The sequence below is a fragment of the Bacillus daqingensis genome, from assembly GCF_042654445.1.
Lineage (GTDB): Bacteria > Bacillota > Bacilli > Bacillales > Salisediminibacteriaceae > Alkalicoccus > Alkalicoccus luteus.
Genome location: NZ_JBHSGK010000001.1, coordinates 1 through 23,110, shown reverse-complemented (window position 1 = coordinate 23,110; position 23,110 = coordinate 1). Strand labels below are relative to the sequence as shown.

Below are 23,110 nucleotides of genomic sequence, written 5' to 3'. Positions count from 1 at the left end.
CATTTTTCTCTCATTCATCTACTTTTCTCAGGCACTTGTTTCCTGTTCCTGCTTCCAGTCAAGCAGCGCTTCCGCTGTGAAGAGGTCGGTAATCAGCACGTTGCAGTAGCCTCCCTGAAGCGAGCCGATAATAGCATCCAGCTTCTGAAGCCCGCCGGCTGCCAGCACAGCGTATTCCTTTTCCTTCAGTTCATCAAGTTCGATGCCGATCGTCCGGTTATTCAAATCTTCATCGCAGAGCTTCCCGTTAATATCAAACATGCGTGAACAGATATCTCCGACCGCCTGTTTTTCCTTCAGCACCTTCATATCATCATCGGTCAGGTAATCGGCTTTATACAAGGCGGAATCCTCATAGCGCATGCCCACCGTAAAGACAGCGATGTTCGCTTTTTTACCGAGATCGAGCACATGACGAATGTGCCGGTCGGAGACGATCGCCTGCTTCACTACCATATGGTCGACGATCGCTGGCAGCGGCAGAAAATACGGCGACGTATGAAACGCCCGTCCGAGATAGTGTATGATCTCGGAGGCGTACGTATTGGCTTCCGAATAGCTGACTCCGCCATTCAGCTGCGTCACAATCACATCGTGCACGCTTTTCTGCTGAAGCTGCCTGGCCACCTCATACATCGTCGAGCCCCACGTTGTTCCGATGATGTCGTGGTCTTTAACGATCTGCTGCAAGTAAGAAGCCGTCTGTCTCCCGATTTCCTCTTTGATAATATGATCGTCGTGAACCGGGGCATCGACGACAATACAGTTCTTCAGTCCGAAATGCTCCTCGATTACCGCTCCAATCTGCTGTAAATCCTGGTAGGGATCTACGATGCGGATTTGCACAATTCCCTTCTCTTTGGCTTCTCGAAGAAGTCTCGACACAGAAGGTCTGGAAATACCAAGCTCTTTCGCCACCGCCTGCTGACTGTAGTCCAGCTGATAATACATTTTCGCTGCTTTGACGACCCGTGATAATTTATCCTTTGTCATGGTCCTTCCCCCTGGAGCCAAACTAACGTTATTCCGTCTATGAACATTATTTCACGCAATTTCGTAAATTGCAATCGCTTTCTCCGAGAATCAGTGTGTTTATTTTACGCAGCTTTATCCATAAAGAAGGCCCCGGAATCTGCTTCACTCCGAGGCCTTACGTTCTACTGATTAATAATCGGATTCGCTCTGTTCCCCTTTTACAATCGCTACACCTGCGCTGGCGCCAATTCGTGTTGCGCCGGCCTCAATCATCGCTTTCGCGTCTTCAAGCGACCGGACTCCGCCAGATGCTTTTACGCCAGCCTGATCTCCGACCGCTCTGCGCATAAGTGCTACATCTTCTACGGTTGCGGAACCCGTCGAGAAGCCGGTGGACGTCTTTACAAAATCCAGTCCTGCCTTCACGGCAATCTTGCAGGCTGCCGTTTTCTCTTCATCTGTCAGCAGGCATGTTTCCAGAATAACCTTCGTCAGCGCTTTTCCCTGCGCTGCTTCCTGAACGGCACGCATGTCCCGTTCTACGAGCTCAAGATTTCCCTGCTTAAGCGCTCCAATATTCAGGACCATATCAATTTCATCTGCTCCGTTTTGAATCGCATTTTCTGTTTCGAAGGCTTTCACTTCCGGTGTATTAGCTCCGAGAGGAAAACCAACAACCGTGCACACTTTTGCTTCAGCGTTCTTTAGCAGTTCCGCTGCCTTTTCAACCCATACAGGCTGAACGCAGACGGATGCAAAGCGGTATTCATCTGCCTCCTGGCAGAGCTTAACGATTTGTTCTTCAACTGTTTCCGGCTTTAATAGCGTGTGGTCGATCATGGATGCAACTGACTGTGTCATCATACATTACCCCTTTTATCGTCAAATTTTAAAAGAACATGCCTGCAATAGATGCATTCAAGAGAGAGGCGAGCATACCTGCAAAAATGGCTTTGACACCGAGCTGGGCAATATCTCCGCGCCGGCTTGGAGCAAGCTTCCCAAGTCCGCCGAGCAGGATCCCCAGTGACGATACGTTTGCGAAACCGCAAAGCGCAAAGCTGATAACGAGAACCGTTTTCGGATCAAGGTTCTCGATTTCCGGTGCAAACGAAGCGTAGGCTACAAATTCGTTCAGAACGAGCTTCTGTCCGATGTAGTTTCCGGCCTGAAATGCTTCAGCCCACGGCACTCCAATCGCAAAGGCGAGCGGTGCGAAAATGACGCCAAAGATATTTTCAAGCGTTAATCCTTCCAGCTGAAATGTCGTAAAGAAATCGAGAACCCAGTTAATACCGGTCTGAACAACGCCGAGACCTCCGTTGACAAGAGCAACAAGAGCGATAAACGCCAGCAGCATCGCTGCGATGTTCAGTGCAAGCTGAAGACCGGTGCTTGCCCCTCTCGCTGCGGCATCGATGACATTATAGGACTCTTTATCATCTTCCATATCGATTTCCTGCTTATCTGACGCTTTCTCCGGCTCTGTCTCCGGCATAATAATTTTAGCCAGAACGAGTCCAGAAGGTGCCGCCATAAAGCTTGCTGCGAGCAGGTATTCGAGTGGTACCCCAAGCTGGGAATACCCGATCAGCACAGAACCGGCTACAGATGCGAGTCCACCGGTCATGACAGCAAAAAGCTCGGAGCGTGTCATCTGCGGCAGGAACGGTTTGACCACGAGCGGTGCTTCCGTCTGGCCGACAAAGATGTTAGCAGAAGCAGACAGCGATTCTGTCCGGCTTGTTCCTAAAAGCCATGCGAGGGCACCGCCGATAATCTTGATAACAAACTGCATGATTCCCAGGTAGTAAAGGATGGAAATCAGTGAAGAAAAGAAAATAATGATCGTAAGTACTTCAAACGCAAAAATCATGCCGACGCCTTCAGCTTCAAATAATCCGCCGAAGAGAAAGTCGATCCCTTCTCCCGTGAAGCCGACGATCGCGTTGACTACTTCCGTGAAGGCAAACAGCGCTTGCTGGCCCACCGTGGAATAAAGCACAATAAATGCAAATAAAATCTGGATGGCTAAACCGCCGAATATCGTCCGTGGATTAATCGCTTTCCGGTTGGATGACAGCAGCAGTGCAATACTGAGCACTGTTACAATTCCGGCAATTCCCCACAAAATGTTCATCTGTGAATCCCCCGTTATGTTAGCGTTTTCTTCTGACTTTGCCACTATACCACTAATCTTGAACATATGTAAATATCACTTTAATCACAAGTTCATTTTTGCTGATCGTGATGTACCCAACCGATCGCCCTTTTTTCTGCCTGTTGTTTACATATGGCGCATACAGGGAATAAGAACAGCAGTCCGTATTCAATCATCAGATGCAGCAGAGGAGGGTTGACTAGATGCCGCTTTCGAAGGAGCAGGAAAAACGAAAAGTCCCGTCCAAAACCCGCGGGGATGAGAAGCGCCAGGAAGAGAATCAGCGGTTTGAACAGCTGCTGGACAAGCTGGAGGATATTACGACGAATGGCCGGTTGAAGGATATGGCGTATCACTTCACTAATACGAGAGAAGTTATCAAAACGAACCTGATTGCAGGTGTAGCACGGGGCGTCGGCCTTACCGTCGGTACCGCGATCTTTATCGGTTTACTGATTTTAATTTTATCTCAGCTCGTTTCAGCTCCGCTTGTCGGCGAATATATTGCAAACCTGCTTGATATTGTCGAAGCAAATCGGGATAATGAATAGTAAGAAGTTCAAATTTTTTGAAATGAGGTGCTACATATGGATTGGTTAGGCATTGGAGTTCTTGTATTAGCAATTGCATTTTTTGTCGCCGTACTGTTCCTGCGTCCGGTGCTCAACAATCTGGCCGCCACGCTATCAAACACGGCCGATACGGTGTCAACGCTGAATAAAAGTCTCGGGGAAATTACGAGTGAGACAACGCTGATTCTTTATAACACGAACGAAACACTCGTGGATGTTAACGAAAAAATCGGCAAGCTGAATCCGCTGTTTGATATCATTCACGACACCGGCGAAGCTGCTCATCACCTGACAGGCACGCTCGCAAGCTATACGTCCGTAAAGCACGACCGTGCAACAGCCGGCATTAACTACATTGATAAAAAGCACCTTGAAGGTATTCTTCGCGGCGCTGCGTTCGTGTATTACCTGCGCCAGATTAAGAAAGAATCGAACAAAGTAGCGGAAGACGTCACATCAGCTTCCTGATCGAACTGACCCTACAGAGCGGCCCGGTGAAACTGCCGGACCGCTCTTTATTTTTGGTTGCTCAAAAAAGCTGTCGCAGGCCAATAGGACTGGACAGCTCTTTCGCTATTCTAATTCCTCCTGCGCGTCATCATCTGCTTTCAGACAGGTGTGTATTCTGTCCGGCACCATCATCGTCACATGCCGGTACAAGTTGGTAATCCGCTCCTGCAATGCTCCCCCATGCTCACCGTCCAGGTTCAGCTCCAGTTTATCTTCAGAGATGATTTCGATGTCCCCGGCCTGTACGTAGAGAACACGATCGTCCTTCAAATGCTCGCCGCGCATGGCAGCCCCTGTGAGGCGGACGACATCCGCCAGGTTCGTCTTCTTGACGATGATTAAATCGAACTTGCCATCGTCCAGATACGCCTGTGGTGCAAGCTTCTCAAATCCCCCGACGGAGTTCGTGTTGGAGACGAGAAAGAGCATAATTTCCCCTTCAAAGGTCTCTCCATCATAGTGAATCGTCACCTGCGTCGGTTTAATTCTCGGCAGCTTCTCAAATCCTTTTACGTAGTACGCCATCTGCCCCATCATCGTTTTCAGGCGGCTTGGCACTTCATATGTAAGCTCGGTTAGGGTACCTGCCCCCGCAATGTTAATAAAATATTTTTCGCCGACGCGGCCGACGTCAATCGCACGCTCTTTCCCCGATACAAGCGTCTCACAGGCTTCCTCTATGTTTTTTGGAATATGAAGCGCCCGTGCAAAATCGTTCGTAGTGCCGCCCGGAAGCAGCCCCAGCTTTGGCCGGTAGTCTTTTTCGGCGATCCCGTTAACGACCTCATGAATGGTCCCGTCGCCGCCTGCTGCAATCACAAAATCAAATTCCCGTTCACACGCAAGCGCAGCAGCTCGGCGGGCGCACCCTTCGCCGGTTGTTGCGTGGGCGGATGCTTCGTATCCTGCTTTTTCCAATGTCTCTAAAATAAACGGCAGATGACGCTTTACTTGTTCCCTGCCGGAAGTAGGATTATAAATCAGCCTGGCTCGTTTCGTCATGGTACCGTCCCCCGTCATCCCCAGTTTTCCAAGTCAGTATACCATAATATGGACGCTTGAAGCATACAAAAAGCAGGCCTTTGTCAACAGCATCGTTTTTGACAAAGGCCTGCTCATGTTCGTATGTCGCTATTCATCCTGTTTTGCAATCCCTCCTTCGCGTAAAAAATCCTTGCTGTGGCTGGATCGATCGCAAAACCCCTTTCCTATGGATATCACAGCTTCTTGCTGTGTAGAGCTCATTTTATACGATAAACTTTTTATTGTAAATATTCAGAATTATTAATTTAATAGGCAAAATCGCTTTATCTCTCATATATACTACTGCATGCTTTTAATTTCTCTCTTTTTCGTTTTGTATTACCCTGACTTACCGGGTTAAAGCGGATATGCCCGACTTGCCTGCCGAGACATACACAGGCTAAGGCGTTCTTGGCTTTGACCCTCACAGACCCGTTGCCATTATGAGCAGCATCATGTTCGTGCGTCGTTCCGTGCTTTCATTTACTCGCAGGTTCCATCGAAAGGAGGTTGGGCACCGTCTCAAATCCTGTTCTGTGATACCATAAACGAAAGAAGGTGAAATGATATGCGATTAATTGTAGTGATGCTTCTCCTGGCAGCGCTCGCTGCTTTGTCAGCGGTAGACTGGAAGACGGTGGAGCTTCCGGGCAGTACCGAAGAAGAGAGAGATCCGCTCGTTTCCGCGGAAGCTGTCGTGTCGGAAAACCAGCTTCACCCGCTCGTGGAAGAGGCGAAAGAGGAATTGCTGCGGCGGGCGGAGGAACAGAACATCCGCCTCGTTATTACAGAAGGGTACCGCTCCCCCGACCGCCAGGATGAACTGTATGCGAGAGGCCGGTCTGCCGACGGAGATATCGTCACCAACGCAGCCGCCTGGGAGTCGTATCATAACTACGGCCTTGCCATTGACTATGCACTCGAAACCGATGATGGACTTGTTTGGGACATCGAAACCGACTTTAACGGAAGCGGCGAACCAGACTGGCTCGAAGTGGCCGCTATCGCCAAAGATATCGGTTTTGAATGGGGCGGTGACTGGGATGGCTTCTCCGATTACCCGCATCTGCAAATGACATTTGGCCTGTCCATCAATGAACTTCAGCGGGCTCGGGAAACTAACTCCGATGAGTAAAGCGCCGCCCCTTCAGCAAAAGATGCGGCGCTCTTTTCTATGTCATATACCGGTGTTCCCGCAGCCGGTGCAGGCTTTCGATATCTTGCTTCAGCTTTTCTCCGTTGTTCGTCTCCCGCACTTTTTTCCGCACGAGCTCCTCATTCACGAGTCGCTTCACCGAGAGAACGTCGGTTTCCTTCGTCAGCACGTCTTCCTTTGAGTTGAAATGCTGGTGGGCGACGAGCTGCATGCCGTACGAATTGTACAAAAGCGTGTATCCTGCAATTCCCGTCGTCGACTGGTACGCCTTTGAGAAGCCGCCGTCGATTACGATCATCTTTCCCTCGGCTTTAATCGGGTCCTCCCCGTCGATTTCCTTCACCGGGGTGTGCCCATTGATGATGCGTCCCTGCTCCGGATCCAGCTCGAACTCCTCCAGCATGCGCCGGCACATGTTCTCATCCTCCCGCAATGAATAATACGGATTCTTCCGCTCCTTGTGTGTCGCCTTGTCCCTAATAAAGTAGCGCTCAAACGTCGTCATCTCCCGCTTGCCGAACAGCGATGAATTTTCACCCGTCCATAAATACCAGATCATATCCGTCGCGAAATCATCCGTCTCCTCCGGACGGGCAAACGAATCGCGTACGTACCGCTCGAACACATCGAGCAGTTCACGCCCGGCGTATACCTTGCCTTCGATATCCATTTCTTTCATGCTGCCGTCTTCTTCCAGCGGAATGCAGCCGTGAATCAGCAGGTTGCCGTTATATTTTAAATACAGACTGCCTTTTTTCATTAGAAAATTCATATGGCGCGTCAGTTTTTCGGAGTGCTGAACGGAGAACAGCAGCTTGTCAATCACCTGCTGCTCCTCATCCAAAAGCGCAGACGGATCATCCGCGTCCACGGTGGCAAAGCAGCCGTTTTCGATCGGATAGGTTTTCCCGTGAATCGTCACTTCATTCTTACCGTAGTCGACACGCTCCAGCAGCAGCCGGTCCTCCATGTGCAGGCATGGACGCCGTTTGATGATGGGACTTTCGAGCTTGAACTGAATGATGGCGATCGCCTGGTGGATTTTCGTGATCTGCAGCTGCTCCTGCTCGCTCAGCTGATCGTCATCGGTCCGCTTCGGACGGAACGGCGGATTATCCCCGTAGTGCTTTTCAGCAAGATTCAACAGCGGCCGCAGGTTAATACCGTAGGCGTCTTCAATGATGTCCAGGTTGTTGTAGCGTGCGCAGATGCGGATAATATTGGCAAGACACACTTTAGAGCCGGCGTAGGCGCCAATCCAGAGCACATCATGGTTCCCCCACTGTATGTCGAGCGAATGGTAGTTAATGAGTGTGTCCATAATTTTATGGGGATCGGGCCCCCGGTCATAAATGTCACCGACGACGTGCAGATGGTCGACGACGAGCCGCTGCGTCGTATAGGCAAGGCCGATAATCAGCTTGTCTGCCTGTCCGAAGGCAATTGTGCGCTCAAGTATCTTTTCGTAATACTCCTTTTTATCTTCGACCTCATCCTTTTTGTACAGCAGCTCTTCGACAATATAGACAAACTGCTGCGGCAGTGCTTTACGGATCTTGGACCGCGTATATTTTGAGGATGAACGTGAAATCAGCCGCAGCATGCGTGCGATCGTTTTCTCATACCACCCCCTGAGCTCCTCCTTGCTCGTGAAGGTGCTTTTGACAAGCTTTATCTTCTCCTCCGGGTAGTAGATGAGCGTCGCAAACTCGTTTATTTCCGCTTCGCTCAGCTCGCCTTTAAACACATCGGCAATCTTCATTTTGACATTGCCCGATCCGTTCCGCAGCACGTGCTGAAACGCCTGGTATTCACCGTGAAGGTCGCTTACAAAATGCTCCGTTCCTTTCGGCAAATCCAAGATCGATTCCAGGTGAATAATCTCCGTCGCCACTTCCTCTTCACTATCATATTTCTTTGCCAGCAGATCCAGATACTTTTCATCCATCCAGAATACCCCCTTTGCCTGTGCAGGTCGTTCCCTGCAGCAGGCTTTTTCTTCGTGACATGCCGGTACTTCCCCTCCATGGTAAAGAGGTTTCAACTTACCTCCAGTTTATAGCAGTTACGCCGGTGGAACTAGTGGAAAAAGGAAAAATTTTCAGAATGGATTGCTGGTGCAGCTCCGACCGCCGCAAGTCTTGCTCGAGCAAGACGTCAAGACGCCTCGCTGCAGTACTTTCGCTAAGCATGCAGGCTGCCGGAGTTTCTTAACCGCAATTGTCCGGTACATCACAGTGTTCATCGGCGCTTCAAGCCTTCTCGATCCTGACGCCCCCCCTCTCTCTCTGCAAATCCTGCAGCAAGCCGACTAACGAATGAAAAAACCGCTCGTTCTCCAAAAAATGAAGAACGAGCGGTTTTGTTTTAGCCCTTGGCCGATACAAAATGAAGCATAAGCGGCCTCTTTACAGAGGGGAATGCATGTTTTTAAGAATGTTCGGTTGTGAGATGTACTCGCGGCTGCTTCAAGTGCCGGACCTGTTTTAAGATACCTGCGTACAGCAGCCTTGCTCCAGCTGCGATAGCCGTTATCACAACCGCAAGCCCGAGCGTTGAAAACGTGATGCCAGTCAGGGAACTGCTGACTGTCGCCAGATAGCCTGCAAAAAAACCAATTTGAAGAGCAGAAACAGCATATGGGAAAATGATTCTCCGGATTCTGCGCTGCACTCGTATCAGCTTCAGCCAATCAATGATCTGAACCGGTATGATCCAAAGGACGACTGCGGCTGAAAATACCGCGAGAGACGTCCAGGAGCTGATCAGCACGTCATTGCCAAGGGCGAGAGACGCCAGCTGGACAATCATCGCCGTACCGCCTGTCACCAGCAGCAGCATAGCGGCTGTACGTATAAAGAAAAGAAGCATTTGCTTCGTCATCACTCGAAAAACACCTTTCGTTTGTCAGTTTTTTTCACGAATGCTTTCGAGTATAACGAAGAATCCTCCCATTTGACAACCCGCTTCAGGACCTCTGCCGCAGAGTCTAAGCGTCGCGTCATGATTGAAGCCGGCCTCAGACAAACATATCGCCTTATATCTTTAAAAGGTAACGCTTTCACTGCTTTCCTCACGTTTGTGAAGAGAGTCCGCCCGCTTTTTCGGACACAGCATGAACGTGGCGCGAGTCTGAATGGCGGCAAGCTTTTATCATGACCGGTCACAATGCAACGTCATTGCCATGTCAGCATCTTCCGCAAACCGTTGTGACGTCACGACATCTGTTCCAGCAGCGCAAATAAGCCGCCCGATCGCTTGATCAGACGGCTTCCTTTTATCGTTTTTCGATTTCTTCTTTTAAGAGCTCGTTTACCAGCTGCGGGTTGGCTTTGCCTTTTGAGGCTTTCATCACTTGTCCGACGAGAAACCCGATGGCTTTGCCTTTACCGTTTTTGTAATCCTCGACAGATTGCTCATTTTGGTCCAGTGCTTCATTGACCATGCCGCGTACGGCACCTTCGTCGCTGATTTGCACCAGTCCTTTTTCTTCAACGATCGCTTCAGCATCTCCGCCGTTTTCAATTAGTTCCTTGAATACTTTCTTTGCAATCTTGGAAGAAATCGTCCCTTTCTCGATCAGGGCAATCATGTCCACGAGTGCTTTCGGCGTGAGCGGCACGTCCTGAATGTCCTTGTCATGCTGATTTAAATAAGCATTCACTTCGCCCATCAGCCAGTTGGACAACGGCTTCGCCGGTCCGCCTAAAGCCAGTCCCTGCTCAAAAAAGTCGCTCATTGCCTTTTGCTGCGTCAACACGCCGGCATCATAAGCAGGCAGATCATACTTCTTCATGTAGCGGTCTTTTCGTGCATCCGGTAGCTCCGGGATTGTCGCTTCCACTCGCTCTTTCCAGTCCTTATCAATATACAAATTAACGAGATCCGGATCCGGGAAGTAGCGGTAGTCGTCCGAGCCTTCCTTCACGCGCATCAGGATCGTTTTCTTCGCCTGTTCATCCCAGCGGCGTGTCTCCTGTAAAATCTCTCCACCGTTCTCTACCTCTTCCCGCTGACGCGTCTCTTCGAATTCGAGACCCTTTTGAACATGGGTAAAGGAATTCAAGTTTTTCAGCTCTGCTTTCGTGCCGAACTTTTCCTGGCCGATTGGGCGAATGGAAATGTTCGCATCGCAGCGGAGAGAGCCCTCCTCCATTTTGCAGTCGGAGACTTCCGTATACTGCATAATGGCTTTCAGCTTCTCCAAATACGCATAGGCTTCTTCCGGAGTGCGGATATCCGGCTCCGATACTATTTCCACGAGTGGGGTGCCTACGCGGTTATAGTCGACAAGCGAGTGTCCTTCTCCATCCAGATGCGTCAGTTTGCCCGCATCTTCTTCCAAGTGAAGGCGCGTAATGCCAATTCGCTTTTTCTCCCCGTTTACCTCAATATCAATCCAGCCGTTCTCTCCGATTGGTTCATCAAACTGAGAAATCTGATACGCTTTCGGGTTGTCCGGATAAAAATAGTTTTTCCGGTCAAATTTGGTCCGCTCTGCGATCTCGCAGTTCAGTGCCATTGATGCCTTCATCGCAAAGTCGACCGCCTGCCTGTTCAATACAGGGAGCACGCCCGGGTGACCGAGGCAGATCGGGCACGTGTGGGTATTTGCAGGTGCACCGAATTCAGTGGAACAGCTGCAAAATATTTTGGAATTCGTTTTCAGCTCAACGTGTACTTCGAGGCCGATTATCGTTTCATAGCTCATGCCTGCGCCCCTCCTTTAAACTGCGGCTTGGCGTTGTGGGACGCCGCTTTCTCATATGCATGGGCAACCTTGTAAACCGTTGCTTCATCAAAATGACGGCCGATGATCTGCAATCCGACCGGCATGTCATCTGACAAGCCGCACGGAATGCTGATTGCCGGTACACCTGCGAGGTTCATTGGAATCGTCAAAATATCGTTTGCATACATCGTCATTGGATCATCTACAGCTTCTCCAATTTTAAATGCTGTTGTCGGAGAGGTCGGCCCAATCACGACATCATACTGAAGGAACAGGTCTTCAAAATCTTCTTTTATCAGCGTACGGACACGCTGTGCTTTTTTGTAGTAAGCGTCGTAGTAACCGGAGCTCAGGGCGAATGTTCCGAGCATGATTCTGCGCTTAACCTCATCCCCGAATCCTTCACTGCGGGACTTTTTGTACGTATCGAGAAGGTTGGCTTCTGTCTGGCGAACGCCGTACCGAATACCGTCGAAGCGTGCCAGGTTTGCGGATGCTTCAGAGGATGCCAGCACATAATAGGCTGCCAGTGCATACTTCGAGTGCGGCAGAGACACTTCCTCGTAGTCGGCTCCCAGCTCCTTTAACAGCCGCAGCGCTTCTTCCACTTTTTCACGGACGCCTTGGTCTACTCCTTCACCGAGATACTCTTTCGGCACCGCAATTTTCATTCCTTTTATATCCCCGGTAAGGCCTGCTAGATAATCCGGGACGTCCATATCGGCGCTTGTTGAATCCCGTTCATCAAATCCTGCAATATGCTGCATGACAAGCGCATTATCCTCAACGGAACGTGTGATAGGACCAATTTGATCCAGGGATGAGGCGAATGCGACAAGACCGAAGCGGGACACCCGCCCATACGTCGGCTTCATGCCGACGACGCCGCAGTAGGCTGCGGGCTCCCGAATAGAACCGCCCGTATCTGAGCCGAGTGAAAACGGCACTTCTCCTGCCGCTACTGCAGCTGCAGAGCCTCCGCTCGATCCGCCTGGAACGTGATCCAGGTTCCATGGATTTCGGCAGAGCTTGTAGCCGGAGTTCTCATTTGAGGATCCCATCGCAAATTCGTCCATATTCAGTTTGCCGACCGTAACGGTTCCAGCATCGCGCAGTTTTTCGACGACGGTAGCGTCGTGAACCGGTTCAAAGTTTTCCAAAATACGGCTTGCACAAGTCGTCACAAGTCCTTTGGTTACGATGTTGTCCTTCACCCCGACCGGCAGGCCGAATAGGGCGTCCTCTGCAGAAATACTGTTTTGCTGAAGCTGCCGATCCAGCTCCTGTGCCCGTTCAATGGCGCGATCTTTATCGAGACGCAAAAAAGCGCCGACTTGGTCATCGACCTCTTCGATTCGGGAAAACGACAGATTCACGAGTGCTTCAACGGACGTCTCCCCGTTATGTAGCTGCTGCTGCAGTTCCTTTAGTGAGTAATCAAATGCTTCCATTCAGCTGGTCCACCTCTCTATTCCAGAATTGACGGTACGCGGATCTGGCCATCCTGCTGATCCGGCGCGTTTTTCAGTGCTTCTTCCCTTGGTAGGGATGGTTTTACCTTGTCATCGCGAAGCACGTTTCGGACATCCAGAACGTGAGATGTCGGCGCTACGTTTTCAGTATCCAACTCATTCAGCTGCTGGGCAGCATCAATGATTTTATCCAGCTGCTCACCGAAATGACGAATTTCTTCGTCCTTCAGCTCGAGTCTCGCAAGCTCTGCGACGTGGCGGATTTGCTCTTCTGTAATTCGCTCCATGTTGCTTCCTCCTCTCCAAACTCTACAATAGTATGATGATATCAAAGAAGCGCCCCCCAGGCAATCGTAAGCGGTCACAGCTGGTGTAAAATGCAAACACCTCCGTTTAAGCAGCCTGGCCAGGTAAATCTGCTGCAAAAAGGGAGCACCAGATCATCCTGGTGCTCCCCGATTATGAGTGATTCATTAGCGGTAGACATGCATAAACGGATCTTCGTCCGGATACTGAATCACGACTGCTTCTCTGCCTTCAACAGAATCAATATAAATATAGATCGGTGCCTGCATTTGGAACGCCTGGCCGACACGGCTGCTGATAAACTGCGTCAGCGCGATAATCTCTGCTTTTCCGTGAGACTGCAGATTGATCTCGACTTTAAATTCATCAAGTGACTGATCCTTGTAGCGGCCCTTGCCTACGATGCCAAGCGGCATATCGAAAAAGTCTTCCAGCTCGTCACGGAAGGACAAAAAGTTTTCGGACAGCTGCGGCTGCTGCTCGCGTGCTTCACTTGACGGGAACACGAGATTCGTCTCGCTGATTGCTTCCCATCCGCCGATCTCTGTTTCGCCTTCACCGACGGTCGCCATCTGTCTGAATTCACCAGGTACGATGGAGCCTCGCGGTTCCTCACGGAAAACGGCAAACGTAATCGGCACGTCGGCAAGCTCCTCCTGGTTCCGGAGCCGTGTCAGCATTTCCTGCGCCTGCTCTTCCGCATAGTCAAGCGCAAATTCTTCATCGACCGGCTCTTCGTGGTTAAATATACCGCCCTCATCGTTCTCTGTGCGGAAGTAGTAGACCGAGCGAACGGAGATGCCGATCACCATGCCGCCTAGCCGGACCCCTTCTTCTTCACTGCCGACATAATAATTCTGCTCTTTGATATTGGAAAGCACGAGCGGATTGCTGCGCATACGCTCTTCCATCACTTCCCAATCCTCCAGATCGTCGGCATTCTCCACGTCGCCTTCATCGCCGAGCGGCGGGTTCAGACCGGCCATTTCATCTATTTCAACGGCTTCATCTGAGGCTTCTTCGTCTTCGACATCTGTATCATTCTCTCCGTCTTCATCTGTCTGCTCCGGCTCAAAGCGGCGAAGCCAGCTGTTGATCAAGTCACTGGAAAGATGCGTTCCTTCTTGAAAAAAGTAGTTCTCCTGATCGTATATTCCACTCGCTATTTCCATCAGTCCAAGCTCAAAGTGCTCAATATCGACACGGTTGTTCATCGCATCTGCTACGCTGCCGCGAGCTTCACTGCGCTGATATGTACCGTCTTCAAGAACATTGCGGTAATAGCTGTCCGGTGAATCAATCGTAGGGGTAATGACATATTCCTGTTCTTCTTCCTCTTCTGTCTCCTCTACGACGATGACCTCCTCCTCCGTCTGGTCAAGAGAAGGCATACATCCGGCAAGCAGAAAAAGAGAGGCCGAACCGGTTAAAAGCAGCTTTTTCTTCATGTTTACTGTCCCACTCCTTGAAGCTCAAAGTTTCCTCTACGCATTTTCTCACAAAGCCGCCCGCTTCGCCAGCCTGCATCGGCTTCTCCGGTGAAAAGAGGGCTTCCGGCTCATAAAGGCGGCAGCTCGCTTCATACGGTCAGCTTCGGCCCAGCGCCTCTGTAAACGCAGATTCATCCAGCACCTGAATGCCGAGCTCTTCGGCCTTGGTGAGCTTTGAACCGGCTTTCTCACCTGCTACGAGAATATCTGTTTTCTTTGTTACGCTGGATGTGACTTTGCCGCCCAGCTGTTCAATTTCCGCTTTTGCTTCGGACCTCGTCATCGTATCCATGGAGCCTGTCAGCACAACGGTTTTGCCTGCGAATACCGAATCAATATCAGACGCTTCCTGAAGCTTGGGACCGTTGTACGTCATGTTGACTCCGAGAGAGGCGAGCTCTGCAATCAGCTCCTGCACTTCCTCCTGCGCAAAATAAGTCACGATCGCATCGGCCATCTTACTGCCGATCTCGTCAACAGCGGTCAATTCTTCCACATCTGCCTGCTGCAGTCGCTCCATCGTCTCAAAATGCATGGCGAGGGTCGCAGCTGCTTTTGAGCCGACAAAGCGGATGCCAAGTCCAAACAGCAGCTTTTCAAGCGAATTTTCTTTTGTCGCTTCGATCGCGCTGAGCAAGTTATCCGCAGATTTTTCCCCCATTCGTTCAAGCTCCAGCAGCTGCTCCCGCTGCAAGCGATAGATATCAGCAACATCTGCTACGAGCTCGTGGCGGAAAAGCTGGGAGATAACCTTTTCCCCAAGTCCGTCAATGTTCATCGCATTACGGGAGACGAAGTGAATCAGCCCTTCCCGGATTTGTGCGGGGCATTTTGGATTGACGCAGCGAAGAGCCACTTCCCCTTCCAACCGGACAAGCTCGCTTTCACACTCCGGACAATGCGTCGGCATATGAAAGTCTTCTTCATCCCCAGTCCGCTCATCTGCCAGTACACGAACGACTTTGGGAATTATGTCACCTGCTTTTTTAATGACGACCCGGTCGCCGATTTTAACGTCCTGCTCGCGAATCAGGTCTTCATTATGAAGGGAAGCCCGCTGTACGGTCGTTCCTGCTACTGAGACAGGATCCAGGATGGCTGTCGGAGTCACGACGCCTGTACGGCCTACGCTCAGCTCAATCGTCCGAAGAGTCGTCACAACTTCTTCCGCGGGAAATTTATATGCCGTTGCCCAGCGTGGGCTTTTGGCTGTAAAACCAAGCTGCTGCTGATCTTCAATCGAATCAACCTTGACGACAATGCCGTCAATTTCATACGGCAGATCTGCCCGTTTTTCAACCCACTTCTCGCAGTAGTCAATCACTTCCTCGATTGAATCGAGTCTCGCTGCTTCCCGATTGGTCTTAAAGCCAAGGTGCTTGACGTACTCAAGTGCTTCATGGTGTGAATCAAAGTCTTTATCCGGGGAACTGCCGATGCCGTAAATAAACATATCAAGATGACGGTCCGCTGCAATTTTCGGGTCCAGCTGACGCAGCGAGCCTGCCGCTGCATTGCGGGGATTGGCAAAAAGCGCCTCGCCCCGTTGGGCTTTTGCTTTATTCAGCCGCTCGAAGGATTTCTTCGGCATAAATGCTTCTCCGCGTACCTCAAGCGTTACCGGTTCTTTCAGCTTGAGCGGGATCGAACCGATCGTGCGGAGGTTATGTGTAATATCCTCACCGGTCTGACCGTCTCCACGGGTTGCCCCGAGTATAAATGAACCCTTTTCGTATTTAAGCGTCACGGCAAGTCCATCAATTTTCAGCTCGCAGCTGTAAACCGGCGTACCACTGATCCCGTCCCGGACCCGCCTGTCAAAATCACGGAGCTCCTCGGCATCAAATGCATTGGACAGCGACATCATCGGAACGTCGTGACGGACCTTGCGGAACTGATCGAGGGGCTCTCCGCCGATTCGTCCGGTCGGGGAATCCTCATGCCTGTGCTCAGGGTGCGCCGCCTCCAGTTCTTCGAGCTCTCTCAGCAGACGGTCGTATTCTTCATCCGGCACTTTCGGCTGATCAAGTACGTAATAATGGTATGCATAATCTTGAAGGACATGCGTCCGTTCATCGATTTCTTTTTTTTTGGACATGCTTTGCCACCTCCGCGGAAAAAATCCTCTGTATCTCAGAAGAGGGCGGCATGTACGGAAAGCCCCGTCATACCGCCTTCTTCAGCTTATTCTTTTGTAATTGGTGCAAACTTTGCAAACAGACGCTTTACGCCTACTTGCGGAAAGGCGATATCAAGCTCGACGTCATCGCCGCTCCCTTTCAAGCTGACGACAGTACCTGTTCCCCACTTTTTATGGGCGGCCTTATCGCCGACGCTCCAGCTGAACGAGGATCCTCCGGTTGCAGCAGGCTGCGGACGGGCCGGTTTTCTCGGCTTAGGCGCCGGCCTGCGGCTCATACCTGAACCGGACCTTGCAGAAGTGCTGCCTCCGCTCCACGGCACTTCAGGAGACGCTCCTTCCCTGTGCAGCAGCTCCTGCGGCAGCTCCTGCAGGAAACGGGACGGCGGATTCATATTCGTGCGTCCGTACAGCGTTCGCATTTTCGCACGGCTGATATAGAGCCGCTCCTCAGCTCTTGTGATCCCGACGTAAGCGAGACGGCGTTCTTCTTCCATTTCCATTTCTTCCATGAGAGACCGGCTGTGAGGGAACACACCTTCTTCAAGTCCAATAAGAAAAACGACTGGAAATTCGAGTCCTTTTGCTGAGTGCAGCGTCATAAGCAGCGACTTATCCTCCGACTTTTCCTCGTCGTTATCGACTTGATCAATGTCAGCTATAAGCGCAAGATCAGTTAGAAAGGCCGTCAGCGTTTTATCATCGCTCGCTTCTTCAAACTCTTTGGCAACCGTTAAAAATTCATCAATGTTTTCCAATCGAGCCTCTGATTCCAGGCTTTTATCCTGTTTCAGCATATCCCGGTAGCCTGTTTTTTCAAGCATCTCTTCAACAAGCTCCATCACCGGCAGGTATTCCTGCATTTCCACCCAGCCGCGCAGCTGTGCCGCAAATTCGCGAAGCGTCTTCACCGCACGGGCGCTGAGACCTGCCTGATCAACTTCCTGAACAGCCTGATAAAGCGAGAGATCATGATAAGCCGCGTAGCCTGCCAGCTTATCGACGGAAGCAGCGCCGATGCCGCGCTTCGGAACGTTGACGATCCTGCGGAAGCTGATGTCATCGTCCGGATTCGAAATCAAACGGAGATAGGCCAGCAGATCTTTAATTTCCTTTCTATCATAGAACTTTGTGCCGCCAACGATGGTATAGGACATGCTCGATTTGACGAGCAGTTCCTCCATCACCCGGGACTGAGCATTCGTACGATAGAGTACGGCAATCTCCGACGGCTTGTATTTGCCGGAATCAATATAGTCCTTCATCAATCCGACGACGTAGCGTGCTTCTGCATGCTCGTTATCGGCTTCGTACAGCGTGATTTTTTCTCCGTCAACGTTTTCAGTCCACAGGTTCTTTTTCTTTCTGTTCGGATTCCGCTCAATTACCGCATTAGCCGCATTCAGGATCCGCTTCGTTGACCGGTAGTTCTGCTCCAGCATAACGACCTTGGCATCGTCATAGTCCTTCTCAAACGAAAGAATGTTTTGGATATCTGCTCCGCGCCAGCGGTAGATGGACTGATCTGAATCCCCGACGACACACAGGTTTTTATGCCGGTCTGCAATCAGCTTGACGAGCTTATACTGCGCACGGTTCGTATCCTGATACTCATCCACCATGACATAGCGAAATCGGCGCTGGTAGTATTCAAGCACTTCCGGCACCTGCTCAAATAAGCGGATCGTCACCATAATCAAATCATCAAAATCGAGCGACTGATTCTTTTTTAATTCCTTTTCGTACCGTTTATACACCTCATACACGGTCTCTTCATAAAAGCCGTTTGCCTGCTTTCCAAACTGCTCGGCTGTTTTCAGCTCGTTCTTCGCGCTGCTGATGGAGCCGAGCATAGCACGATGATCAAATTTTTTCGGATCGAGATTAAGTTCTTTAATGATCCGCTTTAACACGGTCTGCTGATCTCCGGAGTCGAGAATCGTAAAGTTCCGATTGTAGCCGATCCGGTCAATATCTCTGCGCAAGATTCGGACACACATCGAGTGAAAGGTCGAGATCCACATTTCCTCTGCACCGCCGCCGATAATCGAAGCCACCCGGTCTTTCATTTCTCTCGCCGCTTTATTCGTGAACGTGATCGCGAGAATCGACCAGTTCGGAATACCCTTTTCACTGATCAGATAAGCGATGCGATGTGTCAGTACTCTTGTTTTCCCGCTTCCTGCTCCGGCCATGATCAGAAGCGGTCCTTCATGATGCCGGACAGCTTCCTGCTGTTCCGGATTTAATCCTGTCAATAATGCATGTGTCATGCTGCCACCACCCAAACATTTGTTCTATTGTTTATCATACGCTACGTGTTCCGTTTTGTATATGCTTTGACAGCAGCGACCGTTTTCAACGCTGTTCTGAAATCGTCATAAATAACGTTGCCGACAACAACAACGTCTGCTAATGCACCCATTTCAGATGCCTGCTCCGGGGAAGCGATTCCGCCTCCGTAGAACAGACGGGCACGGTCCAGCACGGCTGCCGCCTGTCGCACAAGTTCCGGATCGCCGTATGTGCCGCTGTATTCAAGATAAAATATCGGCATCTGAAAAAGCTTGTCGGTCATCCTGGCATATGCAACAACATCCTCTGCGTCCAGCGAGGTATCTGCTTCGGTCCGCTGCGCCACCTTCGCCTCGGGGTTCAGCACACAGTATCCTTCCGCGATCAGTTCCTCTTCGCCGATCAAATGGCCGAATTCCTTCAGTGCGCGATGATGCAGCCCTGTGACCCACGTAACAGACTGCGCGTTTAACACAGACGGAACGAGATAATAATCGAATCCCGGGACGAGGCTCTCCATTCCGCTCACTTCCAGCACACATGAAACGCTGAAGCGGCGGATACGCATCAGCAGATCCAGCGTGTTGTCTTCTGTCACTCCATCGGTTCCGCCTACAATGACAGCGTCTGTTCCTGATTCACAGAGCTCCTCCAGCTGATCGTCGCTGATCTCTTTTGCCGGATCCAGCTTAAAAACGTGCTCCCAATCCTCTAATTGTTTCATGGTCATCGATGCTCCTACGTATAAATTGATCTGCCGGGCAGACCGTCTGTTATGTAGTATATCAAAAATTGGAGCATGCCTCGATTATTAATCAGCCGCCATTGCACCAAAAACGAAAAACAGGTGCAAGGGACCACTTTTCCCCCATGCCGCCACGGCAGCAGACCGCCGCTGCAGAGAAGCCTGCCGGTTCCGGTGCCATGACGAGGATGCTTCTTATCCGCACAAAACCGCCTCAAGCACAGGCTAGAGACGGTTCTGGTCTTCTTATATAGTTGTAAACATGTTATCCGCGCTCGTGCTGTCCTTCTGGAGCGTGCACTCGGTCCAGCGTGAATTTGTAGCCGTCATTTCCGTAGTTAATGCAGCGCTTCACTCTGGAAATCGTTGCCGTACTGGCACCGGTCTGATGTTCAATCCGCTGATACGTATCTCCATCCATCAGCATTCGGGCGACCTCCAGCCGTTGGGCAAGGGACTGAATCTCATTCATCGTGCATAAATCATCAAAAAACTGATAGCACTCTTCCCGGTCTTTCAAGCTTAAAATAGCGTCAAACAGCTGATCCAGCTCTTTTCCGCGCAGTTTATCAATCTGCATAGTGACCGCTCACCTCTTTCTCGTAATTCCAGGCAGCCAGGGAAAATCTTTCCTGTCCAAGCAAAAGAGCTCCTTCGTCTGTAACTCCCGGTTCCTGATTGAGAAGGGAATGACGTACCCTTGTACTTTACTAGTTTACCGCATAAGAGCAGGAAAGAGTACCCTTTTCTTCTTTACATCCACAATTCCCTTTTGGGTGATACGTACAAACGGCAAATGTGTAGCGGAGAAAAACAGCAGACTGTAAACTGGATCACCAAACGGATAGCCGTGTTCAGCGAGCTTTTCACGTAAATGCTGCTCTTGATTGAGCAGTCCTTCCTCCAGCTTCAGGCTTGCAAACATACCGCCGATCGGCAAGTCTACGGCTGCACTGACCGATCTGTCCTCCTCCATCAATACGATGCCGCCTTTTCGCCGCTTCAGCTCCGCGAATGCTTCCCGCATCCCCTGCTTACTGCGGCCGATCAACATGATATCACCGGTCGTGGAAAAGCTGGACGCAAAGCCATAAATGCTTTTTGCAAACCCTTTTATTACCGTGCATACATTCCACTTGCCATGACGATCGAGCATCACCATAAACAGCTCATCGCTGTCGGCAGGCAGCTCTTCTCCCGTCAAGTCATGTGCGATTTGATACGGCTTCATAATGACTTCATTCTCCATCTTCATTCCGAGCGGCATAGAGAAATGAAAATCCACTTCCTTCAGCTCCCAGTCTAAATCAAGCGGATGAAGTCCGAATGCTTCCCAATCAACTTCTATTGGTGGAAAGCATGGTTCTCCGTGCCGGCGAACCCACTTCCCTTTTGCCAGCACATCTTCAGGAAATGGATCATCTGTGGAAGGAAGCAAGTTAATATTAGCTAAACGGCCCGGAGCAAGAACACCAGTAACGTCATCCATATAAAAGTGGCGCGCCACGTTCCAGGAAGCCATATGCACAGCATCGATAAACGGCACCCCTTCCTGAACCGCAAGGGCAATTAAATGCTCCATAACGCCTTGCTTCATGAAATGAGGCGGCGAACCGTCAGTCGTCATCATCAGCGAATCGTAGCAGGTGAGGCCTTTTTCATGCAGCTCACGCAGCAGATCAGGGAGATCCGGACGAATAGAGGAATAACGCAGAGACGCGTTCAGTCCGGCGTTCAGACGCTTAAATACATCATCTGCCGACATGGATTCATGATCACCGTCTACGCCGAGAAGTGCCATCTGCGTCAATGTTTTTTCTCCCGCTCCCGGCAGATGACCTTCGATCGGCTTGCGCATATCTTTCGTCTCCAGCATGCTGTGCATCAGTTGTTCGTCACCCTGAAGAACTTTAGGCCAGTCCGTCAGTTCACCGCCCTGCACGACATACGGATGCTCCAGCCATCGGCGCATGTTGGCATAGGAAAAGGTATCATCTCCGTTGGCAAGCTCCGTCTGGGCATCGTAGCGGGCGCTCCAGAGCAGGCACACCGGGCTTTTTTGCAGCTCATCAAGCAGCGCCAGCCCTTGCTGCGGAGGAAGGTGCATAAAAAACGGCAGATTATCTCCGATCATCGTTGTCGTGCCTCGCACTGCTGCAAATTCTGCCAGCGTCAGCGGATTGTAAAGCTGAAACGGATGAGAATGATGTTCGATATAGCCCGGCACTGCTGCCTTCCCTTCAGCCTCCATGATTTCTGTCTGGTCAGACGGGTCCGGCATTTCATCCCCGATGTACACAATTCTGTCGTGCATGATCCATATATTTGCCTTCAGCCATACGCGTCTGAAACTGTTCAAATAGGTCACATCTTTCAAGACCATAGTTGGGGCCAGTTCTCCGCGGACAACCTGAAGCTGTTTTTTTATTTGTTTTTTCGTCCAGTAGTGTGAGAATCCTTTTGACATCAAAATCACCTGCGCATTCGGATGATTGTTTTCTTTTTCACAAGCATAAACGAAAAGAAAAACGGCTCTCACAGCCGCTTCTTCTTCACCGTCAAACCCTTGTCAGCAAAGTAAAGAAAACGTTTTCATAATTGTAACACAGGCACGCGGTAAAGCGCACGTGACAATTTTATGACGATGTCCAAACGCCCCCGCCGGCTGTTCTTCTGCATCTGGTACAGGACTCCTGTCTTTATCATGCATATCTTTCAGAAAATTCGTGTTTTTCATGCTGAAAGTGGTATGATTAAGGGTATAAGAAAGAACAGCCTGAATAAAAAGGGGGAGTCGGCATTATGAGGCGTATCGCCGTATACTGCGGTTCGAGCACCGGACGTTCTGACATCTACGAACAGGAATCGACGAAGCTTGGAAAAGCGCTTGCCGAGCGGGGAATTGAGCTTATTTATGGCGGCGGTGCCGTCGGCATGATGGGCGTTACCGCGAATGCCTCGCTTTCAGCAGGCGGTAAAGTAACCGGTATTATGCCGCGCATGCTGCAAGAGCGCGAAATAGCCCATCCGATGCTGACCGATCTAATCGTTGTGGATTCCATGCACGAGCGGAAATCCCGGATGGCGGACATGGCTGATGGGTTTCTGATCCTTCCCGGCGGTGCCGGTACGATGGAGGAGTTTTTTGAAGTGTTTACGTGGGCTCAGCTTGGGATCCACAAAAAGCCAATCGGTATTTTAAACGCTGATAATTATTATGAACCGCTGCTGACGATGTTTGATCATATGATTCGGGAAGGTTTCCTCCACGAGAGCTATTTATCGATGCTGACAATTGGACGAGATTCCGGCCGATTAATTGATATGATGGAGCAGTATGATCCACCTTCCATGCAGCGGTATGTGAATGACTGATTAAGAGAAATGCGCCCTGTCTGCACAGGAAGTAAGTGCTGTCATACTCTTCTCTATCTCTACACGTATAAAAGCCGGACCGGGCTTCCACGGGGCCACTGAAAATCTAGCGATTTTTCGTTTCGTATCGCAGAATCTCATATGAAAACCGCCCGTTT

Annotated in this window: 19 protein-coding genes; 4 read left to right on the top strand and 15 right to left on the bottom strand. The window is 50.5% G+C overall.

What is annotated here, in order from left to right; all coding sequences use genetic code 11:
• Positions 1–27 precede the first annotated feature (27 nt).
• The 3 genes from ACFO4L_RS00095 to ACFO4L_RS00085 form a co-directional block, all read right to left on the bottom strand.
• Positions 28–993 (bottom strand): sugar-binding transcriptional regulator, encoded by a 966-nt coding sequence (locus tag ACFO4L_RS00095; protein ID WP_377907600.1) that lies wholly within the window; start codon positions 991–993, stop codon positions 28–30.
• Between the two features lie 171 nt (positions 994–1,164).
• Entirely contained in the window at positions 1,165–1,836 is a 672-nt protein-coding gene (gene deoC, locus ACFO4L_RS00090; protein WP_377907599.1) for a deoxyribose-phosphate aldolase, read from the bottom strand.
• Between the two features lie 28 nt (positions 1,837–1,864).
• The gene (locus ACFO4L_RS00085) at positions 1,865–3,115 is read right to left on the bottom strand and encodes a NupC/NupG family nucleoside CNT transporter (RefSeq protein ID WP_377907598.1); all 1,251 of its coding nucleotides are present in this window, start codon (positions 3,113–3,115) and stop codon (positions 1,865–1,867) included.
• Between the two features lie 224 nt (positions 3,116–3,339).
• Here ACFO4L_RS00085 and ACFO4L_RS00080 point away from each other — a divergent pair, with 224 nt between their 5' ends.
• Both ACFO4L_RS00080 and ACFO4L_RS00075 read left to right on the top strand, forming a co-directional pair.
• Positions 3,340–3,687, top strand: coding sequence for a DUF5665 domain-containing protein (locus ACFO4L_RS00080; protein ID WP_377907597.1), 348 nt, complete (start codon positions 3,340–3,342; stop codon positions 3,685–3,687).
• A gap of 36 nt (positions 3,688–3,723) precedes the next feature.
• On the top strand, positions 3,724–4,176 hold the full coding sequence (locus ACFO4L_RS00075; RefSeq protein WP_168007799.1) for a DUF948 domain-containing protein: 453 nt from the start codon (positions 3,724–3,726) through the stop codon (positions 4,174–4,176).
• A 105-nt stretch (positions 4,177–4,281) separates the two neighbouring features.
• Here ACFO4L_RS00075 and ACFO4L_RS00070 read toward each other — a convergent pair whose 3' ends face one another.
• Positions 4,282–5,220 (bottom strand): diacylglycerol kinase, encoded by a 939-nt coding sequence (locus ACFO4L_RS00070; RefSeq protein WP_377907596.1) that lies wholly within the window; start codon positions 5,218–5,220, stop codon positions 4,282–4,284.
• A gap of 589 nt (positions 5,221–5,809) precedes the next feature.
• Here ACFO4L_RS00070 and ACFO4L_RS00065 point away from each other — a divergent pair.
• Positions 5,810–6,376, top strand: a complete 567-nt coding sequence (locus tag ACFO4L_RS00065; RefSeq protein WP_377907595.1) for a M15 family metallopeptidase — start codon at positions 5,810–5,812, stop codon at positions 6,374–6,376.
• A 37-nt stretch (positions 6,377–6,413) separates the two neighbouring features.
• Here the strand turns inward: ACFO4L_RS00065 and ACFO4L_RS00060 are convergent, their stop codons facing one another.
• From ACFO4L_RS00060 to ACFO4L_RS00010, 11 genes are all read right to left on the bottom strand, one after another.
• Positions 6,414–8,345, bottom strand: coding sequence for a fructose-1,6-bisphosphatase (locus ACFO4L_RS00060; RefSeq protein ID WP_377907594.1), 1,932 nt, complete (start codon positions 8,343–8,345; stop codon positions 6,414–6,416).
• Between the two features lie 482 nt (positions 8,346–8,827).
• The gene (locus tag ACFO4L_RS00055; RefSeq protein WP_377907593.1) at positions 8,828–9,283 is read right to left on the bottom strand and encodes a hypothetical protein; all 456 of its coding nucleotides are present in this window, start codon (positions 9,281–9,283) and stop codon (positions 8,828–8,830) included.
• A gap of 391 nt (positions 9,284–9,674) precedes the next feature.
• On the bottom strand, positions 9,675–11,108 hold the full coding sequence (gene gatB / locus ACFO4L_RS00050; RefSeq protein WP_377907592.1) for an Asp-tRNA(Asn)/Glu-tRNA(Gln) amidotransferase subunit GatB: 1,434 nt from the start codon (positions 11,106–11,108) through the stop codon (positions 9,675–9,677).
• Positions 11,105–12,580: an Asp-tRNA(Asn)/Glu-tRNA(Gln) amidotransferase subunit GatA gene (gene gatA, locus ACFO4L_RS00045; protein ID WP_377907591.1), complete on the bottom strand. Its 1,476-nt coding sequence runs from the start codon at positions 12,578–12,580 to the stop codon at positions 11,105–11,107. The genes gatB and gatA overlap by 4 nt, the downstream gene beginning before the upstream one ends.
• 17 nt (positions 12,581–12,597) lie before the next feature.
• On the bottom strand, positions 12,598–12,888 hold the full coding sequence (gene gatC / locus ACFO4L_RS00040; protein WP_377907590.1) for an Asp-tRNA(Asn)/Glu-tRNA(Gln) amidotransferase subunit GatC: 291 nt from the start codon (positions 12,886–12,888) through the stop codon (positions 12,598–12,600).
• A gap of 186 nt (positions 12,889–13,074) precedes the next feature.
• Complete coding sequence (locus tag ACFO4L_RS00035) at positions 13,075–14,355, bottom strand: CamS family sex pheromone protein (protein ID WP_377907589.1); 1,281 nt, start codon at positions 14,353–14,355, stop codon at positions 13,075–13,077.
• Between the two features lie 139 nt (positions 14,356–14,494).
• Positions 14,495–16,495, bottom strand: coding sequence for an NAD-dependent DNA ligase LigA (gene ligA, locus ACFO4L_RS00030; protein WP_377907588.1), 2,001 nt, complete (start codon positions 16,493–16,495; stop codon positions 14,495–14,497).
• An 86-nt stretch (positions 16,496–16,581) separates the two neighbouring features.
• Positions 16,582–18,810, bottom strand: coding sequence for a DNA helicase PcrA (pcrA, locus tag ACFO4L_RS00025; protein ID WP_377907586.1), 2,229 nt, complete (start codon positions 18,808–18,810; stop codon positions 16,582–16,584).
• Between the two features lie 41 nt (positions 18,811–18,851).
• Complete coding sequence (gene pcrB / locus ACFO4L_RS00020) at positions 18,852–19,556, bottom strand: heptaprenylglyceryl phosphate synthase (RefSeq protein ID WP_377907585.1); 705 nt, start codon at positions 19,554–19,556, stop codon at positions 18,852–18,854.
• Between the two features lie 286 nt (positions 19,557–19,842).
• Positions 19,843–20,157: a YerC/YecD family TrpR-related protein gene (locus ACFO4L_RS00015; protein ID WP_168007821.1), complete on the bottom strand. Its 315-nt coding sequence runs from the start codon at positions 20,155–20,157 to the stop codon at positions 19,843–19,845.
• A 135-nt stretch (positions 20,158–20,292) separates the two neighbouring features.
• The gene (locus tag ACFO4L_RS00010) at positions 20,293–22,044 is read right to left on the bottom strand and encodes an adenine deaminase C-terminal domain-containing protein (RefSeq protein ID WP_377907583.1); all 1,752 of its coding nucleotides are present in this window, start codon (positions 22,042–22,044) and stop codon (positions 20,293–20,295) included.
• Positions 22,045–22,379: 335 nt separating this feature from the next.
• Between ACFO4L_RS00010 and ACFO4L_RS00005 the strand changes: the two genes are divergently transcribed.
• Positions 22,380–22,952 carry an LOG family protein gene (locus tag ACFO4L_RS00005; RefSeq protein WP_377907581.1) on the top strand — a complete coding sequence of 191 codons (573 nt, stop codon included), beginning with the start codon at positions 22,380–22,382 and terminating at the stop codon, positions 22,950–22,952.
• The last annotated feature ends 158 nt before the right edge of the window (positions 22,953–23,110 follow it).